A 25108-nucleotide genomic window follows, 5' to 3' on the forward strand; every position below is an offset into this window, starting at 1 on the left:
GGGTCAAAGTCCTTTTGCTCGTTGTGTGGCTCGTCCGCGATGGCTGATGACACCCACCAGGCCGGCCAGGGTAAATACCAGACCGATCAGGCCGAGCACACCCGAGGTGGCCCAGAGCGCTGCCGGGTCGTCGATGATTGCACTGTTGGCCGGCCGCTCGGGCTGGTAATACACCCGCACCGGCTGGTCCTTCTGGTAGCCGAAGATAAAGCCACCCTGGGGGTAGGAAATCTTCTCACCGGTACTGCTGGTGAAGGCGATCTCGGGGTGCGAACCCCCGGCATTCAAATCGCTGACGATACCGTCGGCGGTCTGGGCGCTGGCGAGGAACTCGCGGCGATCAAGGGTGAGATTGACTGCAATGACCAACAGGCCGATGCCGATCAGGGCGAACAGCAGACCCTGGAGGATCTTGCCAAAGCGTGACGGGGTGGAGTTAGCCATGGGCTGTCTCGATATTCGTCCGTGAAAGAGGGAGGCCACGATAACAAGAAACCTGCCTCCAGAAAAACCACTGCCGCGACGCAAGCGCATTCCGGCAACGGCGTTCAGGCGCCCTGGAAAGCGGCCTGAGCGCCTGTCGCCAGCGCTTGCAAACCGAATTTCCGACGGGCATTGCCCTGGAGGAATTTGTCCGCAAATACCGGCGGAAGTTCCAGGCCCCGGACCTGCTCCCGGCGTTTTTTTCAACACACTAGGAGGAATTGGCCGGCGAGCAGCACGTTGCCCTGGCCACAAATCCGTGGCCAATGCCTGAACGCCGCGAACAGCCGTACGAGTTTCGAAGAGCTCCCTTGGCCGGTTGCGTTCAGGCACCGAGGGCTGCCAGTTTCCGAGGCAGGCTTGTATCCTCCAGGTCGCCCACGGTCGAGCCGGCACGCCGCTGCGACAACGATGCCCACTGGGCCGAAGCACTCAACTACATGGGTCGGCCCCGAGCACAGTCGGGGCGCGATCTGCCCGTACTTGCCCATTGGAGAGTTCACCATGCTGATCCGCGACGCACACGCAGCTGAAAGCGAAGCACTGCGGCAGTTTCTCGGCGATAACGGCTGGGGCCATCGGGTGGGCAGCAGCGAATACTTCGCCCAGTTGCTGGCAAACTCCCAGCGCACGGCGGTCGCCCTTCTGCAGGGGCAGATCGTCGGCTTCGCCCGAGGCATCTGCGACGGTCTGTCCAACGGTTACCTGTCCATGGTGGTCGTTGCCGAGCAGCACCAGCGGCGTGGTATCGGCCGCGCCCTGGTGCATTGGGTGATGGGCGACAACCCCGAGATCACCTGGGTCCTGCGGGCCGGGCGCCCCGGGGCAGCGGAATTTTTCAGCTCGCTGGGCTTCGAACCCTCGATCATCACTCTGGAACGCACGCGCCATCGCGCATAATCACTCCCCCGCCTCCAGCTCATCCAAGGAAGACCCATGTCCGAACAGCACGACTCCAACGCCGACTGGCCCCCCGCCGGCTGCCCGCCCCTGGCCTGGCCGGACCTGCCTGACCAGGCTGCACGGCTGAACTGGTACCTGGCCGCGATTGGCGCCTACGGCGCGCTATGGGAAGGGCACGTCAACGAACCGGAATTGACGCCTGTCAGCGAGGACGCCCTGCAGGCGCTGGAGCAACGCCTGGGCTGCCCGTTGCCTCGATCGCTGCGCGACTACCATCGGCAATTGGGGGTGCTGTCCCTGGCGGAGGTCCTGTGCAGCGTCGGGCCCGGGCACACGCCGATCCAGCCGTTGCTGGAGGCTTATCCCGGTATCGTCGAGATCAGCGATGTCGACCTGATACTGGCAGGCAAGCTGGTGGCCTTCGGCGACTACCTGGGCAATGGCAACCTGTTCTGCTTTCACCGCGAATCCGGCGCGGTCTACTACTTCGATCACGACACAGGTGCGGCGCTGACACGCTTCTTCGACTCCCCCGAGGAGTACCTGGATACGCTGATGCTGCTCTGCCTGGCGGAGGTATACGACGACGATGATGCTGCCGAAGCATTGATCAGCCAGCGCTACGGCGAGGACCTGGTACGCAAGTGGCGCTATTGATGAACCAGGATTCCAGCCTCTGCCGAAGCTAATGCCAGCACACGACCTGCGGTTCCTACCCTCGAACAAGGATGCTTCATGTTTCAGCGTGCCCTGATCTGCACACTCCTGGTACTGCTTGCCTTAACCGCCAGTGCCGCGCCAGCCAAAGTCGAACGCCGGTGCGGCTGGTTCGAGAACCCGACGCCAGCCAACGCCACCCTGACCGACCGCGATGGCGTCTGGGAGATCGCCAGCCAGGGCGGCTATCAGGCCGAGGGCGAGTGGCCCACTTTCAACGACCAGCAATGGGTGCGCACCAACAATCACTACGGCTACGGCTGCGCTTGTGTCAGCGCCAGTGCGGATCCCCGGACTCATCGCCTCGACCAATTGCACAAGGCCAAGGCCCGACCGCTGTCAGCCTGTCGCAACGATCCCAGCCTGTACGAACCCTTGCGGGAGGAAGACGGGGTTCCGGTATTGCCCAAGGATTCGCAACGCTTCAAGGGCCCGGGATTCAGCCTGCAGTACCCCAAAGGCTGGAAGCTCAGCCAGACGCAGAACTGCCTCACCCTGGACCACCCGAAAAAACGCCCCCAGGAGGAATACACCCTGCACCTGTGCCTGCGGCAGGGCAGCCTGGAACAGGCCGCCGAAGAGCTGTTTTTCTATCAGGAAAACGGCGTCTGGATGCGCAGCGCCGGAAGGGATGCACCCAGCCCGGTGCAGGACATCTCAGGCCCCGGCTGGAAAGGCTTGCGGGCCTATCAGACCTGCGGCATCAGCGATGAGGAAACCGGCTTTCACGCCTATGGTGGCACCTGCCTGATGGCGTTGCTCGACAGTGGCCGGCGCCGGGTGGTGGCTGACAGCGTGGGGTTCTTCCAGGACTTCGCGATCCTGGACGCGATCCTGCACTCGATCCGCTTCGACCCGGTGCCAGCGGCGCAATAGAACCCGCACTAAGGCACGGCCCGATACAGGGTTTGCAGGTGGGACAAGCGCAAGCCGCAGTGCTCCAGGTTGCGCCGGCTTTGCGAGTTCACCAGGGCGGTGGCTGCCACGCTCCGGGCCCCCAAAGCAGCAGCCTGCTGCAAGCGATGGGCGATCAGGGCCCGGTGAAAACCCAGGCCCCGCGCGGCCCGGGTGGTAAAGGCGGTGCCCAGGTACGCCACGCCGTTGTCGGCGACGAACAGCGCCGCGCCGGCCACCGCAACGCCCTGCTCCCGCAACAGGTACAAATGCCCGCGCCCATCGTTGAGCAAGCCACCAAAGGCCGCCTGGGTGGCTGGCCGAGCGGCCGCAGGGGTATTGAAGCCTTCGCGGTGCAGCGTGCAGAACACTTCCAGCGTCGAGGCGGTCACCGGCTCGATATCCAGCACTGAAGGCGGCGCCACAATCTCGCCCACAGGAGCGAACAGCTGCCCATGAGTCCAGCCCTTCAGGCGCTGCAACGGCAGCCCTTGCAGCTCCAGGGTGGGCACAACCTTGGCTGACTCGGCGATCAAGGCGATCGCCGGGGCGTAAGCCACGCAGCTCTGCAGCAGATCGACCAGGCGCCGGGCATCCTGCGCCCTGTCGCCATGTACCCGGTTCATCATCGGGCTGGGGTTGCCGCCGACGACGAAGACACCACAACCCGGCTCACCATACAGGCAGGCCCGATAAGGGTTGCCCGGCAGGCTCGCCAGACCCTGGACCCGGGCCCGCAGGTATTGGGTTTCGGCATATTCAAGCGCCAGCGCGCGGCTCAGGTGCATATCAGCGGTTACCCACCGGGGTTTCACTGACCCAGGGCACCCGCACCTGCTCGGCGATGCTCGTGGCCTGCTGCTGCAACACCTCCAGTTGGGTCCGGCGGCCGAACAAGCCAGTGAAATGCAGCAGCAAGCGCCCGGCAAACCCCAGGCCATCGCCGCGTTTGCGCGGGATCAAGTGCAGGTGCGCATGGGGAATGTGCTGGTTGGTGGCGCGGCCATCATTGACCAGCAGGTGGGTGCCTTCGACGCCGTAGCCGGCACGCCGTTGCGCCGCCAGCAGGCCATCGAAGACCTGGTACAGGTGCTGGCGGATGAAACCGGGCAATTGCTCGAGCTTCTCTACGTGCTGCTGGGGGATCAGCAGCAGGTGCCCTTCACCCAGCGGATGCACGTCCATGAAGGCCATGCAGTGCTCATCGCGGTACACCAGTGCGGCGGGCAAGGTGCCGGCGGCAATCTGGCAGAAAATGCAATTCATCCCTGAATCCTCAAGTGGCAAGGCGCGCCCAGGCGGGCGCCGCCAATGTAACCCACCTGCATCCTGTAAAGCGCGTTCCTTGTGCCCGGCTTGGGTTCAGCCCAGCGCCAGGTAGGCGCCGGCATCGACCTCGATCATCACCGGCTGCCGGTTGTCCTTGAGGGTGTGCAACAGGTCTTGCAGCTGCGCGGGGGTGTCGGCGCGGTGGTGCGCCACATGGAAGCTTCGGGCCATGGCCTGGAAGTCCGGGGTGAGGATGTCCACCCCCAGCGGCACGATATCCCGCGCCTGCATGTAGTCGCGGATCTCGCCGTAGCACTGGTTGTTCCACACCAGCAGGATCACGCCGATCTGTGCTTCCTTGGCCGCGATCAGCTCGCCGCTGGCGAACTGCAAGCCACCGTCCCCCACCAGGGCCACCACTGGCCGCTCGGGGCGCGCCAGCTTGGCGCCCATGGCCGCCGGCAAGCCGTATCCCAGGGTGCCGTAACCACTGCCGGCGTTGAACCAGCTGGCCGGAGCCGGGGCCTGGTAGCCACAGGCGCCCTGGTACACCGGCTGGGTCGAGTCGCCCACCAGGATCGGTGCATCCAGATTGTCCCGCAGCAGGTCCAGCAGGCCCTGCAAGCCTTGCTGCTTGGGCGTCCAGCCGGCGCGCTCGGTCTGGTTCACCCGTTGCACGCTGTCCAGTGCCCAGCGCCCGCGGGAATTGGCAGGCGCCACCTTGCCCAGCAGTGCCTGCAAACCTTCCAGGGCATCCCCCACCAGGCCGACATGGGCCCGCTGCACGCCCATGACCTGCATCGGGTCGATGTCCAGGCGAATCAGCGAACCCTTGAAGCGCAGCGGCCCGAGGCCAAAGAAGTCGTAGTCGGTTTCCCCAAGCTCGGTGCCCACGGCGAGCACCACATCCGCTTCGTCGATCAGCGCCCGGCCATGGGCCGAGGACTGCACGCCATCGAGCAACAGCGGGTGGCCGCAAGGCAGCAGGCCGCGGGCGTTGGTGGTCAGGGCCACCGGCGCCTGCAGGCGCTCGGCCAATTGCCGCAGGACCTCGGCGCAACCCCGGGCACCACCACCGGCCAGGATCAACGGGCGGTGGGCACTGTTGAGCAAGGCCAGCGCCGCCTCGATCGAAGCCCCGGCCGGCGCCGGCGCGCCAGGCAGGCTGCGGGGCATGAGGTTGAGGTTATCGGCGGGCATCTCCAGCACGTCCAGGGGAATCTCTATGTGCACCGGCCGCGGCCGTGCGCACTTGAATACGGCAAAGGCCCGCGCCAGCAGTTCCGGCAACTCCGAAGGCGCTTGCAGGGTGTGGCTGAAGGCGCAGACCCCGGCCACCATTGCTCGCTGGTCCGGCAGTTCGTGCAGGTGGCCGTGGCCCAGGCGCAGGTGCTCGCGACGGTTGACGGTAGAGATCACCAGCATCGGCACCGAATCGGCATAGGCCTGGCCCATGGCCGTGAGGATATTGGTCATGCCAGGGCCAGTGATGATGAAGCACACCCCAGGCTTGCCGCTGGCCCGGGCGTAGCCGTCGGCCATGAACCCGGCCCCCTGTTCATGCCGTGGGCTGACGTGGCGCAAGCGGCTGCCGTGCAGGCCGCGATAGAGCTCGACGGTGTGTACGCCGGGAATCCCGAATACCGTGTCCACGCCATAACCTTCCAGCAAACGAACCAGGGACTGCGCACAGGTGGTCATCGACTACTTCCTCTTGTTCTTATGTGCGGGCGACACCCTGCGCCCGGCTGATGTCGAGGGACATTAGTCGCTGCACCCAAGGGGCAACAATCGAAAAAAATCGCGGCGATTGCTCAATAAAATTCACGCTTTGCCGTTGCGACGGGGTTCCGGGTGCAAGCGGGTGATGCCCTGCAGCTGGGACTTGACCCACTCGCTGAACGCCAGCACCACCGGCCGCTCGGACTTGAGCAGGTCGGCCACCAGGTAGTAGCCGCGATTGGACTCGATCTCGGTGCCGAAGGGCTGCACCAGTTGGCCCCGGGCCAGGGCTTCGCCGCTGATCAGGTTGTCGCCCATGGCAATGCCCTGGCCGGCGATGCAGGCCGACTGCACGAAGTGCGCGTCGGCAAACACGATGCCCCGGCGCACGTCGACATTCGGCGCCCCGGCGGCCGCCAGCCAGACCCGCCAGTCGGAGTAGTCGATCATGTGCAGGAGCAAGGCGTGATCCAGGCCATCAAGGGTTTTCAGGCCACCCATGGCATTCACCAGGCTCGGGCTGCACACCGGGAAATAGCGCAGGGAGACGATCTTCTGCACGTGCTGGTTGGGCCAGTCGCCCATGCCATAGGCCACGAACAGATCGACGCTGCTGTCGCTGGTGTCCCCCGGAGTGCGGGGCGACACCAACTGCAGTTCAACCTGGGGATACAGCGCCTGGAATTCGGCGATATGGGTGCACAGCCAATAGGTGGCGAACCCCGGCGGGCTGCTGATGCACAGCCGGCCGCTGACCTGCTGGCCATCGGAGCGCTGGCCGGCCTCGAGGATATTGGCCAGCAGCAGGTGGATGTCCCGGGCATAGCGCTCCCCCTGGTAGGTGATGCGAATGCTGCGGCCCTGGCGCTCGGTCAGGGCAAACCCCAGGGTCTGCTCCAGGCTCTTGATCTGGTGGCTGATGGCGCTGGGCGTCAGGTTCAGCTCATTGGCGGCCTCGGCGACACTGCCCAGGCGGGCCACCGCGTCCAGAGCGCGCAACGCGGTCATGGAGGGATAACGCATACCGATCATGCCTCGACTACAAAAAAACGAGTGGCAGCACCATAGCTGCAATCGGCGTCCGGCAATAGCCTTGCTCGTCGCCGAAAAAAAAGCCCATTACTGAAAAAAATTACCGTATCCCACTAAAAATGCTCGATTGACCCGCCGCCGTCGATGGCTAATTCTCAAGCCCTACCCTGTGCCGGGTACTGCCCGGCCATCGCACAATAACAAGAGGGTCGACCCTTGCAATCGCAGCCCAACTCCGTCAATCCCGTGGTGGCGATCGATGATCTGCACAAGAGCTACGCCGATCACCACGTGCTCAAGGGCATCGCCCTGCGCGCCAATGAAGGCGAAGTGGTGTCGTTGATCGGCTCCAGCGGCTCGGGCAAAAGCACCCTGCTGCGCTGCATCAACCTGCTGGAGATTCCCTGCAGCGGCAGCCTGCGCATCAATGGCGAAGAAGTGCGCATCAGGACCGACCGTGCCGGCAACCCGCAGGTCGCCGACCCGGCCCAGGTGGCGCGCCTGCGCACCCAGTTGAGCATGGTGTTCCAGAGCTTCAACCTGTGGCCCCACCGCACCGTCCTGGAAAACGTCATCGAAGCGCCGGTGTATGTCCTCGGTGAAGACCGCAAGGACGCCATCGCCCATGCCGAGCACCTGCTGGAAAAGGTCGGCCTGGCCAACAAGCGCGACGCTTTCCCTTCCTTTCTCTCCGGCGGCCAGCAGCAGCGGGTGGCCATCGCCCGGGCCCTGGCCATGCGCCCCCAGGTGCTGTTGATGGACGAACCGACCTCGGCCCTGGACCCGGAACTGGTGGGCGAAGTGCTCAAGGTCATCCAGGGCATCGCCGAGGAAGGCCGTACCATGATCCTGGTGACCCACGAAATGGCCTTTGCCCGGGACGTGTCGAGCAAGGTGATGTTCCTTCACCAGGGGCTGGTGGAAGAAGAAGGGCCACCCCAGCAAGTGTTCCTCAACCCGGTCAGCGAGCGCTGCCGGCAATTCGTCATGGCTCAGGAAAACCGCGTCTGACGTTTCGCTTCAATCCTTGAAAACAACAACTTCGATAAAGGGTAAAGCCATGAAAAACCTGCTCAAGGTGCTCGCCACCGGTTGCCTGTTCAGTGCACTGGCCAGCCACGCCGTGGCCGCCGACAAGATCGTCTTCGGCATCGCCCTGGAACCCTACCCGCCGTTCTCGATGAAAAGCGGCAACGGCGACTGGAGCGGCTTCGAACCGGAGCTGATCAAGGCTCTGTGCGACCGCATGCAGGCCCAGTGCCCACTCAAGGAAGTGGCCTGGGACGGCCTGATCCCGGCCCTGCAATCGAGCCAGATCGACGCCATCCTCAACTCCCTGAGCATCACCGACGAACGGGAAAAGGTCATCGACTTCTCTGCGCCCTACTACCAGACCCCGGCCATGTGGGTCGCCGACCAGAGCCTGGAGCTGGTCACCACCCCCGAAGGCCTCAAGGGCAAGCTGATCGGCGTGCAGGGTTCGACCTCCAACGCGACCTTCGCCAAGACCTACTACGGCAAGACCTCGACCCTGCGCTACTACACCACCCAGGACGACATGATCGCCGACCTGCAGAGCGGGCGGATCGACGTGATGCTGGCCGACGCCCTGACCATCGAGCCGATCCTCAAGACCGCGGCCGGCGCCGGTCTGGCGGACAAGGGCCTGGCGCCCAAGGACCCGCTGTTCGGTTCCGGCATCGGGGTCGGCCTGCGCAAGGGTGACAGCGCCCTGCAGCAGCGGATCAACACCGCCCTGGCCTCGCTCAAGGCCGATGGCACCTACGACAAGATCCGCAGCCGCTACTTCAGCGTCGACATTTCTGCCAACTAAGCCGTCCGGCCGGCCCGTTTGCGCGGGCCGCCGGCGTTGACTGGATACGTCATGATTTCTCTGTCCGACCTTTCCCAACTGTTCGTCGCCGACGGCTGGCTCGGCGCCCTGGCCCAGGGCGCGCTGGTGTCCCTGCAGATTTCCGCCGGGGCCTTTGTGCTCGGCCTGGGCATCGGCCTGCTGGTGGCGATGATCAAGCTCAAGGGCCCGCGCTGGCTGGTGAAGCTGGCCAACGCCTACACCACCCTGTACCGGGCCATGCCCGAACTGCTGCTGATTCTGCTGCTCTACTACGCCGGCACCGACCTGCTGAACATGGCCATGGCGGCCATGGACCGGCCGAGTGTCACGGTCAACGGCTTCATTGCCGCGGTACTGGTGCTGGGCATCGTCCAGGGCGCCTATTCGGCGGAGATCATCCGGGGCGCGATCCAGGCCATCCCCCACGGTCAGATCGAAGCGGCCCGGGCCTACGGCATCGAGCGCTGGCTGCTGGTGCGGCGCATCCTGTTGCCGAGCATGCTGCCCTACGCCATGGCCGGGCTGTCGAACCTGTGGCTGGTGCTGGTCAAGGACAGCGCGCTGATCAGCATCGTCGGCTACAGCGAGCTGCTCTCGGTGGGCAAACAGGCGGCCGGTTCCACCAAGCATTACCTGGTGTTCTACCTGGCGGTCGCGGCCTTCTATTTCGTCATCACCCTGGTGTCCGGCAGCGTGTTCCGCGTGCTCGAACGACGCACCAACCGCTGGCTGCCCCAGCACTAGGAGGCTCGGATGGACTTTTCCTGGATCAACGGTTTTTCCAGCGAGCTGCTGCGCGGCCTGGGCATCACCCTCAAGCTCCTGCTGCTGAGCGGAATCTGCGGCTTTGCCCTGGCAGTAGTGGTGGGCCTGGGCCGGGTGTCGCGCAACCCTCTGATTCGTGCGCCGATGCAGTTCTACATCAGTGTGTTTCGCGGCACCCCGCTGCTGGTGCAGATCTACATCCTCTATTACGGGGTCGGCAGCCTGTTCGCCGCCTACCCGCCGATTCGCGGCAGCTTTCTCTGGCCCTACCTGCGCGAAGGTTTCTGGTATGTGGCCTTGGCCCTGACCCTGAGTGTCGGCGCCTACGTCGGCGAAGTGCTGCGTGGCGGCCTGCGGGCCGTGCCCCGAGGCGAGCTGGAAGCCGCTCGCGCCTATGGCATGGGCCACTGGCTGACCCTGCGCCGGGTGTGGCTGCCCCGGGCCCTGGAACTGGTGCGCCCGACCCTGGTGGGGGAATGCGTGCTGCTGCTCAAGGCCACTGCACTGGCGTCCACCGTGGCGGTCACCGACCTGCTGGGCGCGGCCAACCTGGTACGGGCCCAGACCCTGAAAGTCTACGAGCCGCTGCTGGCCGTGGCACTGATCTACATCGTCCTGGCCTTTGTCATCGAACATCTGTGCGCACGCCTGGGCAAGGTCCCCCAGCGTCAGGCCTGAACCCATTCATTGCGCGGGCAGCGAGGCCCGTGAGGAGAACAACATGCGTTACTCACCTTTCGTACAGCGCATCAGCGGCGAATCCGTCAGCGCCTGGGACATCCACTACGCGGCCATCGAGGCCCGTGGGCGCGGCGAAGACGTGATCGTGCTCAGCGTCGGTGACCCGGACTTCGCCACCGACGAGCGCATCAGCGCTGCCGCCAGTGCCGCCCTGGAGCAAGGCGACACCCACTACACCCACGTCCTCGGCCGCCCGGCCCTGCGTGAGGCCATCGCCGCCAAGCAGCGCCGCCTGCTGGGCATCGAGGTCAGCGCCGACAACGTGGCGCTGGTGGCGGGTGCGCAGAACGGCTTGTTCGCCACATCGCTGTGCCTGTTCAGCAGCGGCGACGAAGTGCTGGTGCCAGAACCCATGTACCTGACCTACGAGGCCTGCATCCACGCCTCGGGGGCGCAGATCGCCTGCGTCCAGCAGCCGGCGGCCAATGGCTTTCGCCTGACCGCCGCGGCCCTGGAAGCGGCGCTCACCGACAAGACTCGCGGCATTGCCCTGGCCACCCCGTGCAACCCCACCGGCAACGTCTACAGCCGTGAGGAGCTGGAAGCCGTGGCCGAGGTGGCGCGCAAGCATGACCTCTGGGTGATCTCCGACGAGGTCTACGGGCAACTGACCTACGACCGCGAACACCTGAGCATCGCTTCGCTGCCGGGCATGGCCGAGCGCACGGTAATCCTCAACAGCCTGTCGAAAACCCATGCCATGACCGGTTGGCGCGTGGGCTGGGTGATCGCCCCGCCGGCCCTGGTCGGGCATCTGGACAACCTCTTGCTGTGCATGCTCTACGGCCTGCCGGGGTTTATCCAGGAAGCCGCGCTCAAGGCCCTGGAACTCGATGAAGAAGTGATCGGCAGCGCCCGCGAGGTCTATCGCCGGCGCCGCGACCTGGTGGTGGCGGGCCTCAAGCAGGTGCAACTGCTGGACTGCCGCGAGCCGGAAGCCGGGATGTTCATGCTGGTGGACGTACGCCGCACCGGCCTGTCGAGCATGGATTTCGCCTGGCAGCTGTTCCGCGCCACCGGGGTCTCGGTGCTCGACGCCCAGGCTTTCGGCGCCAGTGCCGAGGGCTTCGTGCGGATCTCCTTCACCGTCGCCGACGAGGTGCTCAAGGACGCCTGCCAGCGCATTGCCGGCTTTGTCGAAACCCTGGGCGCACAACGCTGAACGCATGACCCGGGCCGCCCAGCGGCCCTGGTACCTCCGACAAGAACACTGCTGCGCCTTACTTTTTTGCCCACCTTTGAAGGGCCCCCTGCTTGAGAGGTTGACCCCGTGACCGCTTCCGACCAATTCAACTCCACCCATAGCGCCGTCGATCAATACGCTGAACTGGTGCTGCACAACGGCCGGATGTACACCCTCGATCCGGCCCAGCCCTGGGCCGACGCCGTGGCCATCCGCCAGGGCAAGCTGATCGCGGTGGGCAGCCTCGCCTCCCTGGCTTCGCTGATCGGCCCCAACACCCGCCAGCACGATCTGGACGGGGCCTTCTGCATGCCCGGCCTGCATGACATGCACACCCACCCGGACCTGGCCCTGGCCCCGCGCTACGCCGACGACCTGGACGTGGGCATCGAAGACCCGACCCCGGAGCAACTGGCAGCCGCGATCCACGCCTATGCCGACAGCCATCCCGGCGACGGCTGGATCTACGGCCAGTACTGGGTGCGCTACACCTTCCGCGAAGCCGGGCTGACCCCGGGCCGCGAATGGCTCGACAGCGTCATGCCGCACCGCCCGGTAGCCCTGCTGGACCGCATGTGGGGGACCATGATGGTCAACTCCAAGGCCCTGGAACTGGCCGGCATCGACCGCCACACCAGCGACCCGCGCAACGGCTACCTGGAGCGCGACGAGCTGACCGGCGAACCCAACGGCTTGTTGATCGACGGTGCCTACGCCCTGATCCATGCCGCCATGCCGCCGACTCCGGTGTCGGTGCTGCGCCGCGCCTATCGCGATGGCGTGCACTTCCAGACCTCTCGCGGGGTCACCGCCACCAAGTACGTGCACGTCTGCGAAAACCGCCTGCAGGCCCTCAAGGAACTGGACGATGCCGGCGAGCTGACCCTGCGGGTGGAAGCCGCCATCAGTTGGCAGGACGACATCTTCCCGGTGCGCCGGCGCTGGGAACTGCTCAGTGGCGAGCGGCATTTCTATCGCAGCGCGCGCCTGAGTGCCAACGCGGTGAAGTTCCACTTCGATGGCACCGTGGAGCCCAAGTCTTCCTACCTGCTGACCCCCTGGCCGGAAGAGTCGAGCTGGCGCGGCAAGCTCAACCTGACCCCGGAACACATCACCGACATGGTGGTGGACATGGACAAGCGCGGCCTGCGGGTGATCGCCCACTGCACCGGCGACGGCGCCTCCGACGTGTTCCTCGATGCCGTGGCCGAGGCCCGGCGGCGCAACGGCAACAGCGGCATCCGTCACCAGTGCGCCCACAGCACCCTGCTGCACCCGGGCAACCTCAAGCGTTTCCAGGCCCTGGACGTGATCGCCGAGTTCTCTCCGGCAGCCTGGTACCCGACTCCGTTCGCCAGCGGCGCACGCTCCGGCTACGGCCAGGAACGCCTCAAGCGCATCTATGACTTCAAGGGCGTGCTGGCAGCTGGTGGCATCGCGGTGTTCGGCACCGACTGGCCGGTGGCGTCCATCGATCCATGGCTGGCCCTGGAAACCATGGTCACCCGGCAGAACCCGTGGAACCAGGAACCTGACACCTTCGGTGACCCCATCAGCCTGGAACAGGCCCTGCAAGTGGCGACCCTCAACGGCGCCCATGCCATGGGCCTGGAACACCTGACCGGCAGCCTGGAGGCCGGCAAGTCGGCGGACCTGATCGTCCTCGACCGCGACCTGTTCGCCCAGGGCGCACGCAACTACATCCACCACACCCAGGTGCAACTGACCTTCGTCGAGGGGCAACTGGTCTACGACCGCCAGGGCACCTTCAGCGACACCCCGCTGCAAGCGGTGTGGGAAGGCCTGCCACCGGTGATCGAGGGCAAGGAATAATGAACAGCACCCCGAGCATCCCGGTAACCGTGGTTGCAGGCTTTCTCGGCGCCGGCAAGACCACCCTGCTCAACCGCATGGTGCAACGCGCCGACAGCGGCCGGCTGGCGGTGATCGTCAACGATTTCGGCGAGCTGAACATCGATGCGGCGATCATCGCCGAGGTCACCGACGCGGTGTACAGCCTGCAGAACGGCTGCATCTGCTGCACCGTGCAGGAGGACCTGCTGGCGCAACTGGTGAGCCTGTCCAAGCTGCGCCCGGCCCTGGAGCGAATTGTCATCGAGTGCAGCGGCGTCTCCGACCCGCAGCGCATCGTGCAGACCATCGGCTACCCGCAACTGCGCAACCGCCTGCACCTGGACGCGGTGATCACCCTGGTGGACGCCAGCGGCTACCAGGACCTGGAAGGGGAAATGGCCCGCCTGTCCCGAGCCCAGGTGGCCTGCGCCGACTGGGTGCTGCTGAACAAGGCCGACCTGGTGAGCGCCGAGCAATTGCAGAGCATCCGCGCCAGCCTCGGCAATCGTGCCCCGGTGTTCGACACGGTGCAGGCCGAGCTGCCCCCCGAGCTGCTGCTGGCGCCGCCGGTGCGCTCCACCGAAGTGCTGTTCAAGGCCCTGCCCCAGGCCCACGACCAGTTGTTCGAAAGCTGGGTGTGGAAAAGCTCGCGACCGCTGCAGCCCAAGGCTTTGCGGGACTGGCTGGCGCGCCTGCCAGCCGACCTGCTGCGCCTCAAGGGCCTGGTGCGCCTTGAAGGCAATGAACAACCTTATTGGTTGCAGCATGTGGGCAACCGCAGCCAGTTCACCCTGGCCGCCGATCAGCCCACCGAGCATGCCGCGCAATTGGTATTCATCGCCCGCCGAGGCAGCGATCTGCGCCAGGAACTGGAGGCTGGGGTCAGCGATACACAAGTGCTTTGAACGACAGGGAATCTGTGGCGCGAAGGCCGGTCTGAAAGAGGCGCGGCTGCCGGGCCGTCGCTTGGTCCGTGACAATAGGGCCCGGGTCCAATAGATTAGGCGCCCCCGAAAATCCCCCTGGGCCTTTCGCGCCTCAAACCTGTTAAACCAAGTAGTGGATGTTCAATGCCTGATTCCAACACCGAAGAATCCGTAGTCGCCCTGTCCAACAAGGCCGAATACGAAAACGCCATTCATCTTTCACAACACGTGTCCCAGGCCAAGACCATCAGCGAGATGGTGCTCGACGCCTTCCACACCTCGAAAGAAAGTGACCAGATTCGCGAACTGCGCGCAGCGATTCGCCAGGCCCACGACCGCTTTGACGACGACACCGCCTATGAACTCATGGGCCAGCTCAAGCAGCTCAAAGACGCCGAGGCCGCCGACCTCGCCGCCCTGGAAGACCTGAGCAAGAAATTCCCCATCAGCCGGATTCTCTCCAGCTACAAGGACGATCCGGACTTCCAGGAGCTGGTCTACGGCCTGGCCCTGAAGGTGCTGAACCAGACCCACCAGGCCATCAGCAACCCCAGCGGCGGCAAGAGCAAGGCGCGTCCGAAGAAGGAAATGGAAGTGTTCGCCATCAGCAAGGACGGCGTCAGCGTCACCCTGCCGATGCGCCCGCGCTCCAAGGCCAACGTCGACCGTGAAGCCTTCGAATTCCTCGGTTTCAGCTTTGTCGGCGAAGGCGACGAGGCGGAACTGGAAAGCGAGATGTTCCTCGACAAGGATGGCAACGAACAGCAGGCCACCCGCAAGAACATCGTTACCGCGATCCAGCAGCAGACCGCGTTCGAAGGCTACAGCGCGCAACAACAGCTGTAACCCGCCGCTGCATGAGCGAGCTTGCTCGCGAAGCGCCAGCACAGCCTTCTGCAGACCTGAAAAGCCCCGTATTCCAGCGTGAAGACGGGGCTTTTCTTTCTTCAGCGATCCCCGTACTCAAGGATGGGGTACATCGCACACAACGCCTCGGTCTCCAGCCGGAAGCGCTCCTGCTGCGCGGGCTCCAGAACGTATGGCTGCTCGCCCCGCGGCTGCAGCTGATCCAGTATCCGGCACACCAGGTCGACGATCTGCCGACAGCCCTGGGGGTCCACATAGCGCTGTGCGATGGAGCCCGTGCCGATACACAAGCCATTGGCGGCAAATGACGATCGAGTCTCCCCCGGTGCGCGTTTTTTGCTGACGATGATTCCGCACTTTTCCAATGCCGATTCGGCGAGGGAGCCGCTGATGCCCTTAGGCAAGCGCAACAGGATCGTGTGGTTTTCCGTCCCGCCGCCCATTACCTCGTAGTCCCGCGCCATGAACGCGCAGGCCATTTCATCCGCCGTGGCGCGAATCCGCCCCATGTAGGCATCGAACTGTGCAGACATGGCATAGCCCAGCGCGGCCGCCTTGGCGGCGATCATGTTGACTGCAGGCGCCCCCTGCATCCCGGGGAAAACTGCCTGGTCGAGCACCCGACGAAAGCTCGACCTCAGGCCGGGCACCTTGGTGTCCGCGTCCCGCCCGGAAAGAATCAGGCCGCCGCGTGGCCCGGCGAGCTGTTTGTGGGTGCAAGTGGTGGTGACGTGCGCCACATCGATCGGGCTCGGATGACGCCCCGTGGCAACCAGGCCGGCGATATGGGAGATGTCGGCAAGGACGATGGCCCCGGCTTCATCGGCAATGTCGCGAAAACGCTGGAAGTCCACGACCCGCGAATAAGCCGTTGCCCCACAGATGATGATGCGCGGGCGATGGGCCATCGCCAGCTGACGTACCTCCTGGTAGTCGATGGTGCCCTGGGCCGTGGTGCCGTAGCGGATCGCCTTGTAGTGGGCACCGGTAAAAGCGAGGGAGCTGCCGTGGGTCAGGTCGCCGCCATGATCCAGGGCCATCCCGAGCAGGGTGTCCCCCGGCTCAAGCAGCGCGGACAACACCTGGTAGTTGGCGTTCGAGGCCGAGTGCGATTGCACCGCGGCGTATTGCGCGGCAAACAGCTCCCGTGCCCTGCGGATCGCCAGGGATTCCACCAGATCGACGTTTTCGCACCCGGCGTGATGGCGTTTGCCCGCAACCCCCTGCGCCGTCACGTTGACCAACGCCGAGGCCGAGGCGGCAAGGCTTCTGGGGGTGGCTGCACAGGAGGATGAAACCAGGGAAAGCGTGCGTTGTTGCCGGCTTACTTCAGCGTCCAGGATCCTGGCCAGCTCGGCGTCTTCTGTTCGCAGGTCCGCCAAGCCACATCGCAGCAAGTCGGCCTGGTTCCTCAGTGGTTCGGTATCGGCTGCCATAAATCTGTGCCCCTTCCTTGAGTGCTGCGCGCCACGAACGAGGGCGTGCTTCCTGGGTTTTACGTTCGTTGGTGTGAATCGGGCTGATCCGGGCCCTAGGTCAAGACTGTATAAGGCGTAACAGAATTAATCAAAAAATTAAACATCCCCAAAGTTAAATGCTTCTTTTTTGAAGTGGAAGGACATCGGCGCAGCCTTGCCGGTGCAAGCCTCAGGGCGAGAGTGATAATGCCCAACCCCTGGGGCTTTATTGTCATGGCTGACGCATGCAACACTTGTCCGTTGCGGCCCTGTGCAAACCGGCCCCTCTCAGCGACTTGATCGCCCACAGTCCCCGTAGCGAAGTATCCCAGGACGGATACAGGCTGGCTAAAGGAGCACTAGCGAATTACCAGACAACACACAAGCAACTGACAGGCTTCTGCCACAGTGATCCCGCTATTGGCACCAGGCAATCGATGTCATGCGCGATGTGAACGCTAAAAAATTCGATGCATTACGACTATAAGGAAATGGTGAGGCATTTGATGCACAGAAGAGAAAGAACAGAGTATTTAAAAAGCAATATCAAATACCTGATTAAAAGTCGAGGAGAGACACAACTGTCTTTATGCAACGCCAGTGGCCTGACCAGAACAACCATATACAACATCCTGGAAGGCAAGGTCAGCAACGTCCAGCAGTCCACCATTCGAAAAATCTCCGACTTCTTCGGCATTTCCTATGAGGAAATAGAAACCGTCGACTTTGAAGAGAAGGAGATCATCGAAAGCAGCATTTCCCCGCAAGGGAACATGAACCCGGCTGCTGTTCCGATCCTCAAGGAAAGCCAGTTGATGGCCAACATGGATAAACGTATTGGCGAACTCGCCACTTGTTTCCCATTGACCTACTACTTCGGTACATCCTCTAACTTGATAGCCGTGCGCCTGGAAAACGATATCAAGGGCATGTATGAGGTCGGCGGCCTGCTGATCGTGCAAAAGGGGACGATCACCGATGAAAAGGAAAAACTGGCTTACGACAAACAGACCAGGAAACTGCTGATCATGAACGAGGTCGTCTTCGACCCAGATCGTATATCCGTTGTCGGCGATATCATTGAGGAACGCTTCAATGACTGCCTATGAAGGTGATATCGAGAACAGCAAGTACAAGCTTCTGGGGTTTGAGAACAATAAAAACCTGGCCGTGATCATGATCATCGACACCGGCAAGGTCATAAAAATAAAGCTGAGCGAAGTAGTGAACAGCGAAATAATGGATAACTTAAACAAAATGGAAGTTAAAAACCTGTATAAAAAGTTCTACTCCCAAGGAGGAACACTTACTGCATACGACTTGAACGACCGCAATGAAAACTCATGGATGATCTACATCATCCTCAACCTGCTGCTCTTTACCTTTTATATTTTCACCAGCATCGCTGCAACAAAGCCGATCTACCTTGAATCCCTCGACATCATTATTACCCCCGGCACCTTTCTGTACCCTCTGACATTCCTGATCGTTGACCTGCTGAACGAGAACTTCGGACTCAGGCTCGCCAGAAGAGCCATTCTGTTTGCATTTGCAAGCAACGCCATGATCATCATCCTGCTCTACGCGTCCACTTTTCTCCCCGGACTGCCAGGCTGGAAACTCGATACACCTTATAACGACGTTATTATCCAGGTGTCGTCTGTACTCGTAGCGTCTTCCGTTTCCTTCCTTGTTTCTGAAAACATAAACTCATATTTGCTGTGCAAGATAAAGGAACTCACAAATTCCAGATTCCTATTTCTGCGGATATTCCTCAGCACCTTGTTTGCGGTCATCATCGACAGCTTCGTGTTTTGCTACATCGCATTCTATGGATCCATGCAAAACAACGACATCCTGAACATGATTTATGTTCAGATCGCAATCAAGGTCTGTTTTGCATTCTTCAATATATTGCCCGCCTATGGCGCACGATCACTGTTCAAGAGATACATAACGGATAGCCAGGCAAAATGATCGATCGCTGTTTGTAGAGCGACGCCGGAGCTCAACACCTATCTGCCAGGCAGGTTCAGTGTTGGGCTCCAAGGGCAGCAAGCTGCTCAAATCCTCACTTCAGACCCATCTTGCTCTTCAGGCTATCCATGACTTGCGTCTTGTTCTCCAGATAAGCGTTCAAGCCTTTTGCCCGCAGATTGCAGGCGTCGCAGTTGGCGCAGCCACTGCCCATGATGCCGTTGTAGCAAGTCAGGGTTTGCTCGCGAACCAGCTCCAGTTGATTGTGGTAGTCCGCCAGAGCCCAGGTTTCTGCCTTGTTCAGCCACATCAGTGGAGTCTCGAGGCGCAACTTGTACTCCATGCCCAGTTCGAGGGCCTTGTTCAATGCCTTTACAAATTCATCGCGGCAATCGGGGTAACCCGAGAAATCGGTCTCGCACACTCCGGTAATCACGGTCTCGGCTTTTACCTGATAGGCATAGATAGAGGCCAGGGTAAGGAACAGGATGTTTCTTCCGGGTACAAAGGTGCTGGGCAAGCTCTCGCCTGAACTGTTCACCGTGGGCACCGGAATGTTGTCCCGAGTGAGGCTGCTGATCGCCAGTTCGTTGAGTAACGAAGCGTCCAGCACTTTGTGCACGGTCGCCCCCAACTGCTTGGATAGCCGCTGCGCGGTCTCGATTTCCGCGTGGTGCCGCTGGCCATAGTCGAACGTAATGCAGTGCACTTCGTCATAGAGCGGCAAGGCGTGGATCAGACAGGTTGTCGAGTCCTGTCCGCCGCTGAACACGATAACCGCTGTTTTCTTCATCATTCTGCTTCCTGCATGAGTTGGGTCATTTGAATAGTTGGGCAGCCCACGCAAGGGCTCTCAATAAAATACCCCGCGCGTCTCTCGAAGGCGGGGCTTTTCCGTGTTCGGGTGCGCGGCTCACGCCGAGCGTGCACTGCCGGCCATGCGCCGCAGAATATGCCCCTGGCCCTTGATGCAGTGCAGGATCAGCGCCGCCACATGGCCGACGATCAGCACCAGCAGGGTCCAGCCCAGGAGGCTGTGGAAATTGTTGCCCAGCTCGGTCATCCACTGGATCTTCGGCCCGTCGAAGCCGTTCATTACCGGCAGACCGAAGGCGGAAAAGGCGCGACCCGAGCCGTACTGACGCAACAGGCCGAGAAACGGAATGGCAAACATCCCGGCATACAGCAGCCCATGCCCCAGGGTTGCTGCAAGGTTGAGGCTCGGCGGCCGGCGATGACGGTTCAACAGGCTCCAGACCACACGCACCAGCAGCAGGGCCATCAACAGCAGGCCGACTTGCTTGTGGGTCGGCCAGAGGAACTTGTCCAGGGCCGAATCGGCCAGCAGGTAATGCGCACTGGTGGTGCTGTAGATCCAGGCAAAGGCCAGGGCCATGGCCCAGTGCAGTCCGCGACTGATGACGCCATAGCGCGCCTTCGAGTCGTACAGTTCAATACGGTTTTCCATTGCATCCACTCAGGTTCTATCCACGAACGGCGCATTTTACCCGGCCAGGCCAGGCCTTCGGGCCGAAAAACTTTAAATGATGTGACCATCAATCCAGCGCAATGAAAAAAGCCCCGCGCTTCTTGCGAAGGCGGGGCTTTTCCTGTGGCCTGGACAGCTTAGTGTGCGTAGGTCAGCAGGAGCTCGGTCGGGGCCTTGAAATCCACCGACATCATCACGCTCAGCGCGGTGATGGTGAAGATCGAGAACACGAAGAGTTTGCGCGCCCACACGGTGTCATCCACTGCCTTGTAGCCGGTCCAGGCCATGTACAACCAGTACATGCCCATGGCCGCCGCTACCGCCAGGTAGCTCATGCCGGCATAACCGCTGAAGGTCAGCATCAGGGTCGCCACCAGGAATGCCAGGATGTAGAGCAGGATGTGCTTCTTGGCCACGCGGATGCCACGCTTCACTGGCAGCACCGGAATCGATGCGGCCAGGTAATCGTTGAAGCGGAAGATCGCGATGGCGTAGGAATGCGGCATCTGCCACAGGCTGAACATCACCAGCAGGGTCAGCGCAGCCATGTCGAAGCTGTTGCTGACCGCGACATAGCCGATCACTGGCGGCATGGCCCCGGACAGACTGCCCACCAGCGTGCCGTGAACCGACTTGCGCTTGAGGTACAGGCTGTAGAAGCCGACGTAGATGACAAAGCCGATTACCGCGAACAACGCGGCCAACGGGTTGGCCACGTAGTACAGCAGGGCGACGCCGGCGACACCGAGGATAGAGGCGTAGACCAGTGCCACTTCCAGGGAAATCAGGCCCTGGACCAGCACGCGGTTCTTGGTGCGCTCCATCTTCAGGTCGATGTCACGGTCGATGCAGTTGTTGAACACGCAACCGGACGCTACCACCAGCGAGGTGCCGATCATGGCGGCCAGGAAAATGGCCAGATCGACATGCCCTTTCGAGGCCAGGAAGAACCCGCCTGCCACAGAAAGCACGTTACCGAAAATGATCCCCGGTTTGGTGATTTGGATAAAGTGCTTGAGCGACATCGGGTTTACCTCACTTCGCCATCATGACGGTGTGGATGCTGAACATGATCCACAACGACAGACCAACCAGCAGAACAATGACCAACGCGGCGAAGATGAACGCCACCACGTTGTTGCGCTGTGCTTCGGAACGGTCCAGGTGCAGGAAGTACACCAGGTGCACCAGCACCTGGATGACTGCGAACGCCAGGACGATCCACAGGGTCACGTCTTTGGGCAGCGATGGGTACATCACCAGGCCGAACGGGATCAGTGTCAGGATGACCGACAGGATGAAGCCGATGGCGTAGGACTTGACGCTGCCGTGACCGGCTTCGTCGTGGGAGTGTGTGTTGGCCATTTACATAGTCCCCATCAGGTAAACAACGGTGAATACGCAGATCCACACCACGTCCAGGAAGTGCCAGAACAGGCTCAGGCAGCTCAGACGGGTCTTGTTGGTCGCCGTCAGGCCGTTTTTCTGCACCTGGTACATCATGATCGCCATCCAGATCAGACCGCTGGTCACGTGCAGACCGTGGGTACCGACCAGGGTGAAGAACCCGGACAGGAAGCCGGAACGGCTAGGGCCATAGCCTTCGGAGATCAGCAGGTGGAACTCGTTGATCTCCATGCCGATGAAGCCCAGGCCAAACAGGAAGGTCATGGCCAACCAGCCCAGTACCTGCATCTTGTTGCCCCGGAAGAACGCCAGCATGGCGAAGCCGTAGGTGATCGAACTGAACAGCAGCAGGGCGGTTTCACCCAGTACGTATGGCAGTTCGAAGATGTCGTGGCCCGACGGGCCACCCGCTACGTTGTTAACCAGTACCGCGTATACCGCGAAGATCGACGCAAACAGAATGCAGTCGGTCATCAGGTAGAGCCAGAAACCGAATACGGTCATCTCGCCCGAGTCGTGGTGATGGTCATCGTGCCCATGGTCATCGACATGGGCGTGTCCAGCATTGGTCACTAAGTTCGACATGGATTAAGCCTGTTCCAACGAGGTTTCAACACGGGTAGCCGGGATCTTGTTCTCCGATACCAGACGCTTGTGCTGTTCGGCTTCGATGCGCTCGATCGTTTCGACCGGCACCATGTAGCCTTGATCATCACGGGCAGCGTGGATCGCGAAATAGATCACGGTGCCGGCCAGGCTTGCGATGGCCAGCCACCAGATGTGCCAGATCATGGCGAAACCGAACACGGTCAGCAGAGCACCCATGACCAGACCGGTAGCGGTGTTGTTGGGCATGTGGATCGGCTGGTAGCGGCCAGGCTGCGCGTAGGCAGTGCCGTTTTCCTTGGCTTCGGTGAACGGATCGATGCCTTCGGCTTTCGGCAGTACCGCGAAGTTGTAGAACGGAGGTGGCGACGAGGTCGACCATTCCAGGGTGTGGGCGTTCCAAGGGTCGCCGGATACACACATGTTCTGCTTGCGGTCACGCACGCTGACGTACAGCTGGATCAGCTGGCAGGCGATACCCACGGCGATCATCACCGCACCTACCATGGCGACGTACAGGTACGGCACCCACTCAGGGTTGGTGGTGGCGTTCAGACGACGGGTCATGCCCATGAAGCCCAGTGCATAGAGCGGCATGAACGCGACGAAGAAGCCGGAGATCCAGAACCAGAACGCAGCCTTGCCCCAACCTTCATGCAGCTTGAAGCCGAAGGCTTTCGGGAAGTAGAAGCTGAAGCCGGCGATGTAGCCGAATACCGCGCCGCCGATGATCACGTTGTGGAAGTGAGCGATCACGAACAGGCTGTTGTGCAGAACGAAGTCGGCACCCGGAATGGCCAGCAGTACGCCAGTCATGCCGCCGATGGCGAAGGTCACCATGAAGCCCAGGGTCCACAGAACCTGGCTGGTGATGCGCAGACGGCCGTGGTAGATGGTGAACAGCCAGTTGAACAGCTTCACCCCCGTCGGAATCGAGATCAGCATCGTCGCCAGGCCGAAGAAGGCGTTGACGCTGGCCCCCGAACCCATGGTGAAGAAGTGGTGCAGCCAGACCATGAAGCCCAGTACCGAGATCGCGCCGGAAGCGTAGATCATCGAATGGTGGCCGAACAGGCGCTTGCCGGAGAAGGTCGAGATCACTTCGGAGAAGATACCGAACGCCGGCAGGATCAGGATGTACACCTCGGGGTGACCCCAGGCCCAGAACAGGTTCACGTACATCATTGGATTGCCACCAAGTTCATTGGTGAAAATGTGGAAATCCATGTAACGGTCAAGCGTCAGCAGTGCCAGGGTAGCGGTGAGGATCGGGAACGAAGCCACGATCAGCACGTTGGCCCAGGTGCAGGTCCAGGTGAAGATCGGCATGTCCATCATCTTCATGCCCGGGGTACGCATTTTCAGCACGGTGGCCAGGAAGTTGACCCCCGTCAGCGTTGTCCCCAGCCCTGATAGCTGTAGCGCCCAGATGTAGTAGTCCACACCCACGCCCGGACTGTATTGCAAGCCCGACAGCGGCGGATAGGCAACCCAGCCGGTCTTGGCGAATTCGCCAACGCCCAGGGACAGGTTGATCAGCACCACGCCCGAAACCAGCAGCCAGAAGCTCAGGGAGTTGAGGAACGGATAGGCCACGTCACGCGCGCCGATCTGCAGCGGCACGACAAGGTTCATCAGGCCGGTGAAGAATGGCATCGCCATGAAGATGATCATGATCACACCGTGAGCGGTGAAGATCTGGTCATAGTGTTCAGGTGGCAGGTAGCCAGGCGAACCCTCGGTGGCCATGGCCAGCTGGGTACGCATCATGATGGCGTCGGCAAAACCACGCAGCAGCATGACCATGGCGACGATGATGTACATCACACCGATTTTCTTGTGGTCGACGGACGTCAGCCACTCGGTCCACAGGTAGGTCCACTTCTTGAAGTAGGTGATTGCCGCGAACAGCGCCACGCCACCGAGCAGAATCATGGCAACGGTGACCATGACAATCGGCTCGTGGAACGGAATCGCTTCCAGACTTAATTTACCAAACATCGTTTACTCCTCTGCCCCGGCAGCTGAATGCGAACTCACGTCCATCCCTTCCGTTGCGGCCACTTCCTTTTCTTTCTTCTCGTGCTTGAGCGGCTTGCCCGGTTTCATGCCTTCATACTTGTCGATGACGGTCTGGAACAGGTTTGGCGCGTAGGCGGAGTAGAGCTCTACAGGATTGTTCTGGCTTGGCTTGGAAAGGGCTTCGTATTCAGCGGTGTCCAGCTGTTTAGGTGCCTTCTTGACTTCGTTTACCCAGGCGTCGAAATCTTCCTGACTGGTAGCGATCGCTTTGAACTTCATGCCGGTGAAACCCGCGCCGCTGTAGTTGGCGGAGATACCTTCAAGTTCGGTGTTCTGGTTGGCAATCAGGTGCAGCTTGGTGGTCATGCCCGCCATCGCGTAGATCTGGCCGCCCAGGCCCGGGATGAAGAACGAGTTCATCACGGTGTCGGAGGTCACGCGGAAGTTCACCGGGGTATGGGCCGGGAAAACGATCTTGTTGACGGTGGCGATCCCTTGGTCGGGATAGATGAACAGCCACTTCCAGTCCATGGCGACCACTTCGATGGTCACTGGCTTGACGTCGGAATCCAGCGGACGGTAAGGGTCCAGGGCGTGGGTCGACTTGTAGGTGACATAACCCAGGGCAATGATGATGAGCACCGGAACCAGCCACACCGCGATCTCGATCTTGGTGGAGTGGGACCACTTCGGCGCGTAGGTCGCGTCCTTGTTGGAGGCGCGGTATTTCCAGGCGAAGGCGAAGGTCATGATGATGACCGGCACAACCACCAGCAGCATCAGGATGGTTGCCGTGATGATCAGGTTTCGTTCATCCAGACCGACCTGACCCTTGGGATCGAGCAAGGTCCACTTGCAGCCTCCCAGCATTAACATGCCGAGCAGCGGCAATAAGCCTAGTAATCTGGGGTACCTGTTTTTACTCATCTCACGACCTCT

At 61.8% G+C, this 25108-nt stretch carries 25 protein-coding genes and 1 pseudogene; 13 read left to right on the plus strand and 13 right to left on the minus strand.

From position 1 onward, the window contains the following. Positions 1–3: 3 nt before the first annotated feature. Positions 4–534: a DUF3592 domain-containing protein gene (locus KI242_RS25620; RefSeq protein ID WP_212805655.1), complete on the minus strand. Its 531-nt coding sequence runs from the start codon at positions 532–534 to the stop codon at positions 4–6. A 453-nt stretch (positions 535–987) separates the two neighbouring features. Here KI242_RS25620 and KI242_RS25625 point away from each other — a divergent pair, with 453 nt between their 5' ends. The 3 genes from KI242_RS25625 (at position 988) to KI242_RS25635 (ending at position 2979) form a co-directional block, all read left to right on the plus strand. Continuing rightward, a complete protein-coding gene (locus KI242_RS25625; protein WP_053159982.1) occupies positions 988–1383 on the plus strand; it encodes a GNAT family N-acetyltransferase in 396 nt (131 codons plus the stop codon). A 36-nt stretch (positions 1384–1419) separates the two neighbouring features. Further along, positions 1420–2043: an SMI1/KNR4 family protein gene (locus tag KI242_RS25630; protein ID WP_053153669.1), complete on the plus strand. Its 624-nt coding sequence runs from the start codon at positions 1420–1422 to the stop codon at positions 2041–2043. 78 nt (positions 2044–2121) lie between these two features. After that, a complete protein-coding gene (locus tag KI242_RS25635; protein WP_212805656.1) occupies positions 2122–2979 on the plus strand; it encodes a DUF4087 domain-containing protein in 858 nt (285 codons plus the stop codon). A gap of 8 nt (positions 2980–2987) precedes the next feature. On the opposite strand, the gene KI242_RS25640 is transcribed toward KI242_RS25635, so the two are convergent. From KI242_RS25640 to KI242_RS25655, 4 genes are all read right to left on the minus strand, one after another. Continuing rightward, positions 2988–3785, minus strand: a complete 798-nt coding sequence (locus KI242_RS25640; protein WP_212805657.1) for a GNAT family N-acetyltransferase — start codon at positions 3783–3785, stop codon at positions 2988–2990. Position 3786: 1 nt separating this feature from the next. Beyond that, the gene (locus tag KI242_RS25645; RefSeq protein WP_011063267.1) at positions 3787–4263 is read right to left on the minus strand and encodes an HIT family protein; all 477 of its coding nucleotides are present in this window, start codon (positions 4261–4263) and stop codon (positions 3787–3789) included. Between the two features lie 96 nt (positions 4264–4359). Further along, complete coding sequence (locus tag KI242_RS25650; protein ID WP_212805658.1) at positions 4360–5967, minus strand: 5-guanidino-2-oxopentanoate decarboxylase; 1608 nt, start codon at positions 5965–5967, stop codon at positions 4360–4362. A 123-nt stretch (positions 5968–6090) separates the two neighbouring features. Next, positions 6091–7011 carry a LysR substrate-binding domain-containing protein gene (locus KI242_RS25655; RefSeq protein ID WP_015636908.1) on the minus strand — a complete coding sequence of 307 codons (921 nt, stop codon included), beginning with the start codon at positions 7009–7011 and terminating at the stop codon, positions 6091–6093. 255 nt (positions 7012–7266) lie between these two features. Between KI242_RS25655 and KI242_RS25660 the strand changes: the two are divergent. The 8 genes and pseudogenes from KI242_RS25660 to KI242_RS25695 form a co-directional block, all read left to right on the plus strand. Then, a pseudogene (locus tag KI242_RS25660) lies at positions 7267–8031 on the plus strand (ATP-binding cassette domain-containing protein); the annotation flags it as partial. A gap of 49 nt (positions 8032–8080) precedes the next feature. Further along, a complete protein-coding gene (locus KI242_RS25665) occupies positions 8081–8854 on the plus strand; it encodes a transporter substrate-binding domain-containing protein (RefSeq protein WP_011063271.1) in 774 nt (257 codons plus the stop codon). Between the two features lie 51 nt (positions 8855–8905). Next, positions 8906–9619, plus strand: a complete 714-nt coding sequence (locus KI242_RS25670; RefSeq protein ID WP_053153682.1) for an ABC transporter permease subunit — start codon at positions 8906–8908, stop codon at positions 9617–9619. A gap of 9 nt (positions 9620–9628) precedes the next feature. Then, entirely contained in the window at positions 9629–10318 is a 690-nt protein-coding gene (locus tag KI242_RS25675) for an ABC transporter permease subunit (RefSeq protein ID WP_011063273.1), read from the plus strand. A 43-nt stretch (positions 10319–10361) separates the two neighbouring features. Further along, entirely contained in the window at positions 10362–11543 is a 1182-nt protein-coding gene (locus tag KI242_RS25680) for an aminotransferase class I/II-fold pyridoxal phosphate-dependent enzyme (protein ID WP_011063274.1), read from the plus strand. Positions 11544–11651: 108 nt separating this feature from the next. Further along, entirely contained in the window at positions 11652–13397 is a 1746-nt protein-coding gene (locus KI242_RS25685) for an amidohydrolase (protein WP_011063275.1), read from the plus strand. Further along, the gene (locus tag KI242_RS25690) at positions 13397–14323 is read left to right on the plus strand and encodes a GTP-binding protein (RefSeq protein ID WP_011063276.1); all 927 of its coding nucleotides are present in this window, start codon (positions 13397–13399) and stop codon (positions 14321–14323) included. Before KI242_RS25685 ends, KI242_RS25690 begins: the two co-directional genes overlap by 1 nt. 165 nt (positions 14324–14488) lie before the next feature. After that, positions 14489–15190, plus strand: a complete 702-nt coding sequence (locus tag KI242_RS25695; RefSeq protein ID WP_011063277.1) for a hypothetical protein — start codon at positions 14489–14491, stop codon at positions 15188–15190. A gap of 101 nt (positions 15191–15291) precedes the next feature. On the opposite strand, the gene KI242_RS25700 is transcribed toward KI242_RS25695, so the two are convergent. After that, the gene (locus KI242_RS25700) at positions 15292–16647 is read right to left on the minus strand and encodes a serine hydroxymethyltransferase (protein ID WP_015636911.1); all 1356 of its coding nucleotides are present in this window, start codon (positions 16645–16647) and stop codon (positions 15292–15294) included. Positions 16648–17174: 527 nt separating this feature from the next. Between KI242_RS25700 and KI242_RS25705 the strand changes: the two genes are divergently transcribed. After that, a complete protein-coding gene (locus KI242_RS25705; protein ID WP_015636912.1) occupies positions 17175–17777 on the plus strand; it encodes a helix-turn-helix transcriptional regulator in 603 nt (200 codons plus the stop codon). After that, positions 17764–18645, plus strand: a complete 882-nt coding sequence (locus KI242_RS25710; RefSeq protein ID WP_015636913.1) for a queuosine precursor transporter — start codon at positions 17764–17766, stop codon at positions 18643–18645. The genes KI242_RS25705 and KI242_RS25710 overlap by 14 nt, the downstream gene beginning before the upstream one ends. 94 nt (positions 18646–18739) lie before the next feature. Here KI242_RS25710 and queC read toward each other — a convergent pair whose 3' ends face one another. From queC to cyoA, 7 genes are all read right to left on the minus strand, one after another. Next, positions 18740–19438, minus strand: a complete 699-nt coding sequence (gene queC / locus KI242_RS25715; protein WP_011063281.1) for a 7-cyano-7-deazaguanine synthase QueC — start codon at positions 19436–19438, stop codon at positions 18740–18742. Between the two features lie 120 nt (positions 19439–19558). Then, positions 19559–20113 carry a cytochrome b/b6 domain-containing protein gene (locus tag KI242_RS25720; protein WP_019093706.1) on the minus strand — a complete coding sequence of 185 codons (555 nt, stop codon included), beginning with the start codon at positions 20111–20113 and terminating at the stop codon, positions 19559–19561. A 158-nt stretch (positions 20114–20271) separates the two neighbouring features. After that, positions 20272–21159 carry a heme o synthase gene (gene cyoE / locus KI242_RS25725; RefSeq protein WP_011063283.1) on the minus strand — a complete coding sequence of 296 codons (888 nt, stop codon included), beginning with the start codon at positions 21157–21159 and terminating at the stop codon, positions 20272–20274. Between the two features lie 10 nt (positions 21160–21169). Further along, entirely contained in the window at positions 21170–21499 is a 330-nt protein-coding gene (gene cyoD / locus KI242_RS25730; protein WP_011063284.1) for a cytochrome o ubiquinol oxidase subunit IV, read from the minus strand. Further along, positions 21500–22126, minus strand: coding sequence for a cytochrome o ubiquinol oxidase subunit III (locus KI242_RS25735; RefSeq protein WP_212805659.1), 627 nt, complete (start codon positions 22124–22126; stop codon positions 21500–21502). It abuts the gene before it with no gap. A gap of 3 nt (positions 22127–22129) precedes the next feature. Then, positions 22130–24148, minus strand: a complete 2019-nt coding sequence (gene cyoB, locus KI242_RS25740) for a cytochrome o ubiquinol oxidase subunit I (protein WP_011063286.1) — start codon at positions 24146–24148, stop codon at positions 22130–22132. Between the two features lie 3 nt (positions 24149–24151). After that, positions 24152–25096 carry a ubiquinol oxidase subunit II gene (gene cyoA, locus KI242_RS25745; protein WP_011063287.1) on the minus strand — a complete coding sequence of 315 codons (945 nt, stop codon included), beginning with the start codon at positions 25094–25096 and terminating at the stop codon, positions 24152–24154. Between the last annotated feature and the right edge of the window lie 12 nt (positions 25097–25108).

This window comes from Pseudomonas sp. Eqa60, from assembly GCF_018326405.1.
Lineage (GTDB): Bacteria > Pseudomonadota > Gammaproteobacteria > Pseudomonadales > Pseudomonadaceae > Aquipseudomonas > Aquipseudomonas protegens.

Bases quoted from the DNA above. Each gene is read 5' to 3' on its own strand.
- cyoD (WP_011063284.1), bottom strand. From the start codon at position 21,499: ATGGCCAACACACACTCCCACGACGAAGCCGGTCACGGCAGCGTCAAG.
- KI242_RS25705 (WP_015636912.1), top strand. From the start codon at position 17,175: ATGCACAGAAGAGAAAGAACAGAGTATTTAAAAAGCAATATCAAATAC.
- KI242_RS25630 (WP_053153669.1), top strand. From the start codon at position 1,420: ATGTCCGAACAGCACGACTCCAACGCCGACTGGCCCCCCGCCGGCTGC.
- KI242_RS25675 (WP_011063273.1), top strand. From the start codon at position 9,629: ATGGACTTTTCCTGGATCAACGGTTTTTCCAGCGAGCTGCTGCGCGGC.
- KI242_RS25695 (WP_011063277.1), top strand. From the start codon at position 14,489: ATGCCTGATTCCAACACCGAAGAATCCGTAGTCGCCCTGTCCAACAAG.
- KI242_RS25680 (WP_011063274.1), top strand. From the start codon at position 10,362: ATGCGTTACTCACCTTTCGTACAGCGCATCAGCGGCGAATCCGTCAGC.
- KI242_RS25720 (WP_019093706.1), bottom strand. From the start codon at position 20,113: ATGGAAAACCGTATTGAACTGTACGACTCGAAGGCGCGCTATGGCGTC.
- KI242_RS25620 (WP_212805655.1), bottom strand. From the start codon at position 534: ATGCGCTTGCGTCGCGGCAGTGGTTTTTCTGGAGGCAGGTTTCTTGTT.
- KI242_RS25735 (WP_212805659.1), bottom strand. From the start codon at position 22,126: ATGTCGAACTTAGTGACCAATGCTGGACACGCCCATGTCGATGACCAT.
- KI242_RS25655 (WP_015636908.1), bottom strand. From the start codon at position 7,011: ATGCGTTATCCCTCCATGACCGCGTTGCGCGCTCTGGACGCGGTGGCC.
- KI242_RS25670 (WP_053153682.1), top strand. From the start codon at position 8,906: ATGATTTCTCTGTCCGACCTTTCCCAACTGTTCGTCGCCGACGGCTGG.
- cyoE (WP_011063283.1), bottom strand. From the start codon at position 21,159: ATGTCGCTCAAGCACTTTATCCAAATCACCAAACCGGGGATCATTTTC.
- KI242_RS25640 (WP_212805657.1), bottom strand. From the start codon at position 3,785: ATGCACCTGAGCCGCGCGCTGGCGCTTGAATATGCCGAAACCCAATAC.
- cyoB (WP_011063286.1), bottom strand. From the start codon at position 24,148: ATGTTTGGTAAATTAAGTCTGGAAGCGATTCCGTTCCACGAGCCGATT.
- KI242_RS25690 (WP_011063276.1), top strand. From the start codon at position 13,397: ATGAACAGCACCCCGAGCATCCCGGTAACCGTGGTTGCAGGCTTTCTC.
- KI242_RS25700 (WP_015636911.1), bottom strand. From the start codon at position 16,647: ATGGCAGCCGATACCGAACCACTGAGGAACCAGGCCGACTTGCTGCGA.
- KI242_RS25625 (WP_053159982.1), top strand. From the start codon at position 988: ATGCTGATCCGCGACGCACACGCAGCTGAAAGCGAAGCACTGCGGCAG.
- queC (WP_011063281.1), bottom strand. From the start codon at position 19,438: ATGAAGAAAACAGCGGTTATCGTGTTCAGCGGCGGACAGGACTCGACA.
- KI242_RS25635 (WP_212805656.1), top strand. From the start codon at position 2,122: ATGTTTCAGCGTGCCCTGATCTGCACACTCCTGGTACTGCTTGCCTTA.
- KI242_RS25645 (WP_011063267.1), bottom strand. From the start codon at position 4,263: ATGAATTGCATTTTCTGCCAGATTGCCGCCGGCACCTTGCCCGCCGCA.
- KI242_RS25665 (WP_011063271.1), top strand. From the start codon at position 8,081: ATGAAAAACCTGCTCAAGGTGCTCGCCACCGGTTGCCTGTTCAGTGCA.
- cyoA (WP_011063287.1), bottom strand. From the start codon at position 25,096: ATGAGTAAAAACAGGTACCCCAGATTACTAGGCTTATTGCCGCTGCTC.
- KI242_RS25710 (WP_015636913.1), top strand. From the start codon at position 17,764: ATGACTGCCTATGAAGGTGATATCGAGAACAGCAAGTACAAGCTTCTG.
- KI242_RS25650 (WP_212805658.1), bottom strand. From the start codon at position 5,967: ATGACCACCTGTGCGCAGTCCCTGGTTCGTTTGCTGGAAGGTTATGGC.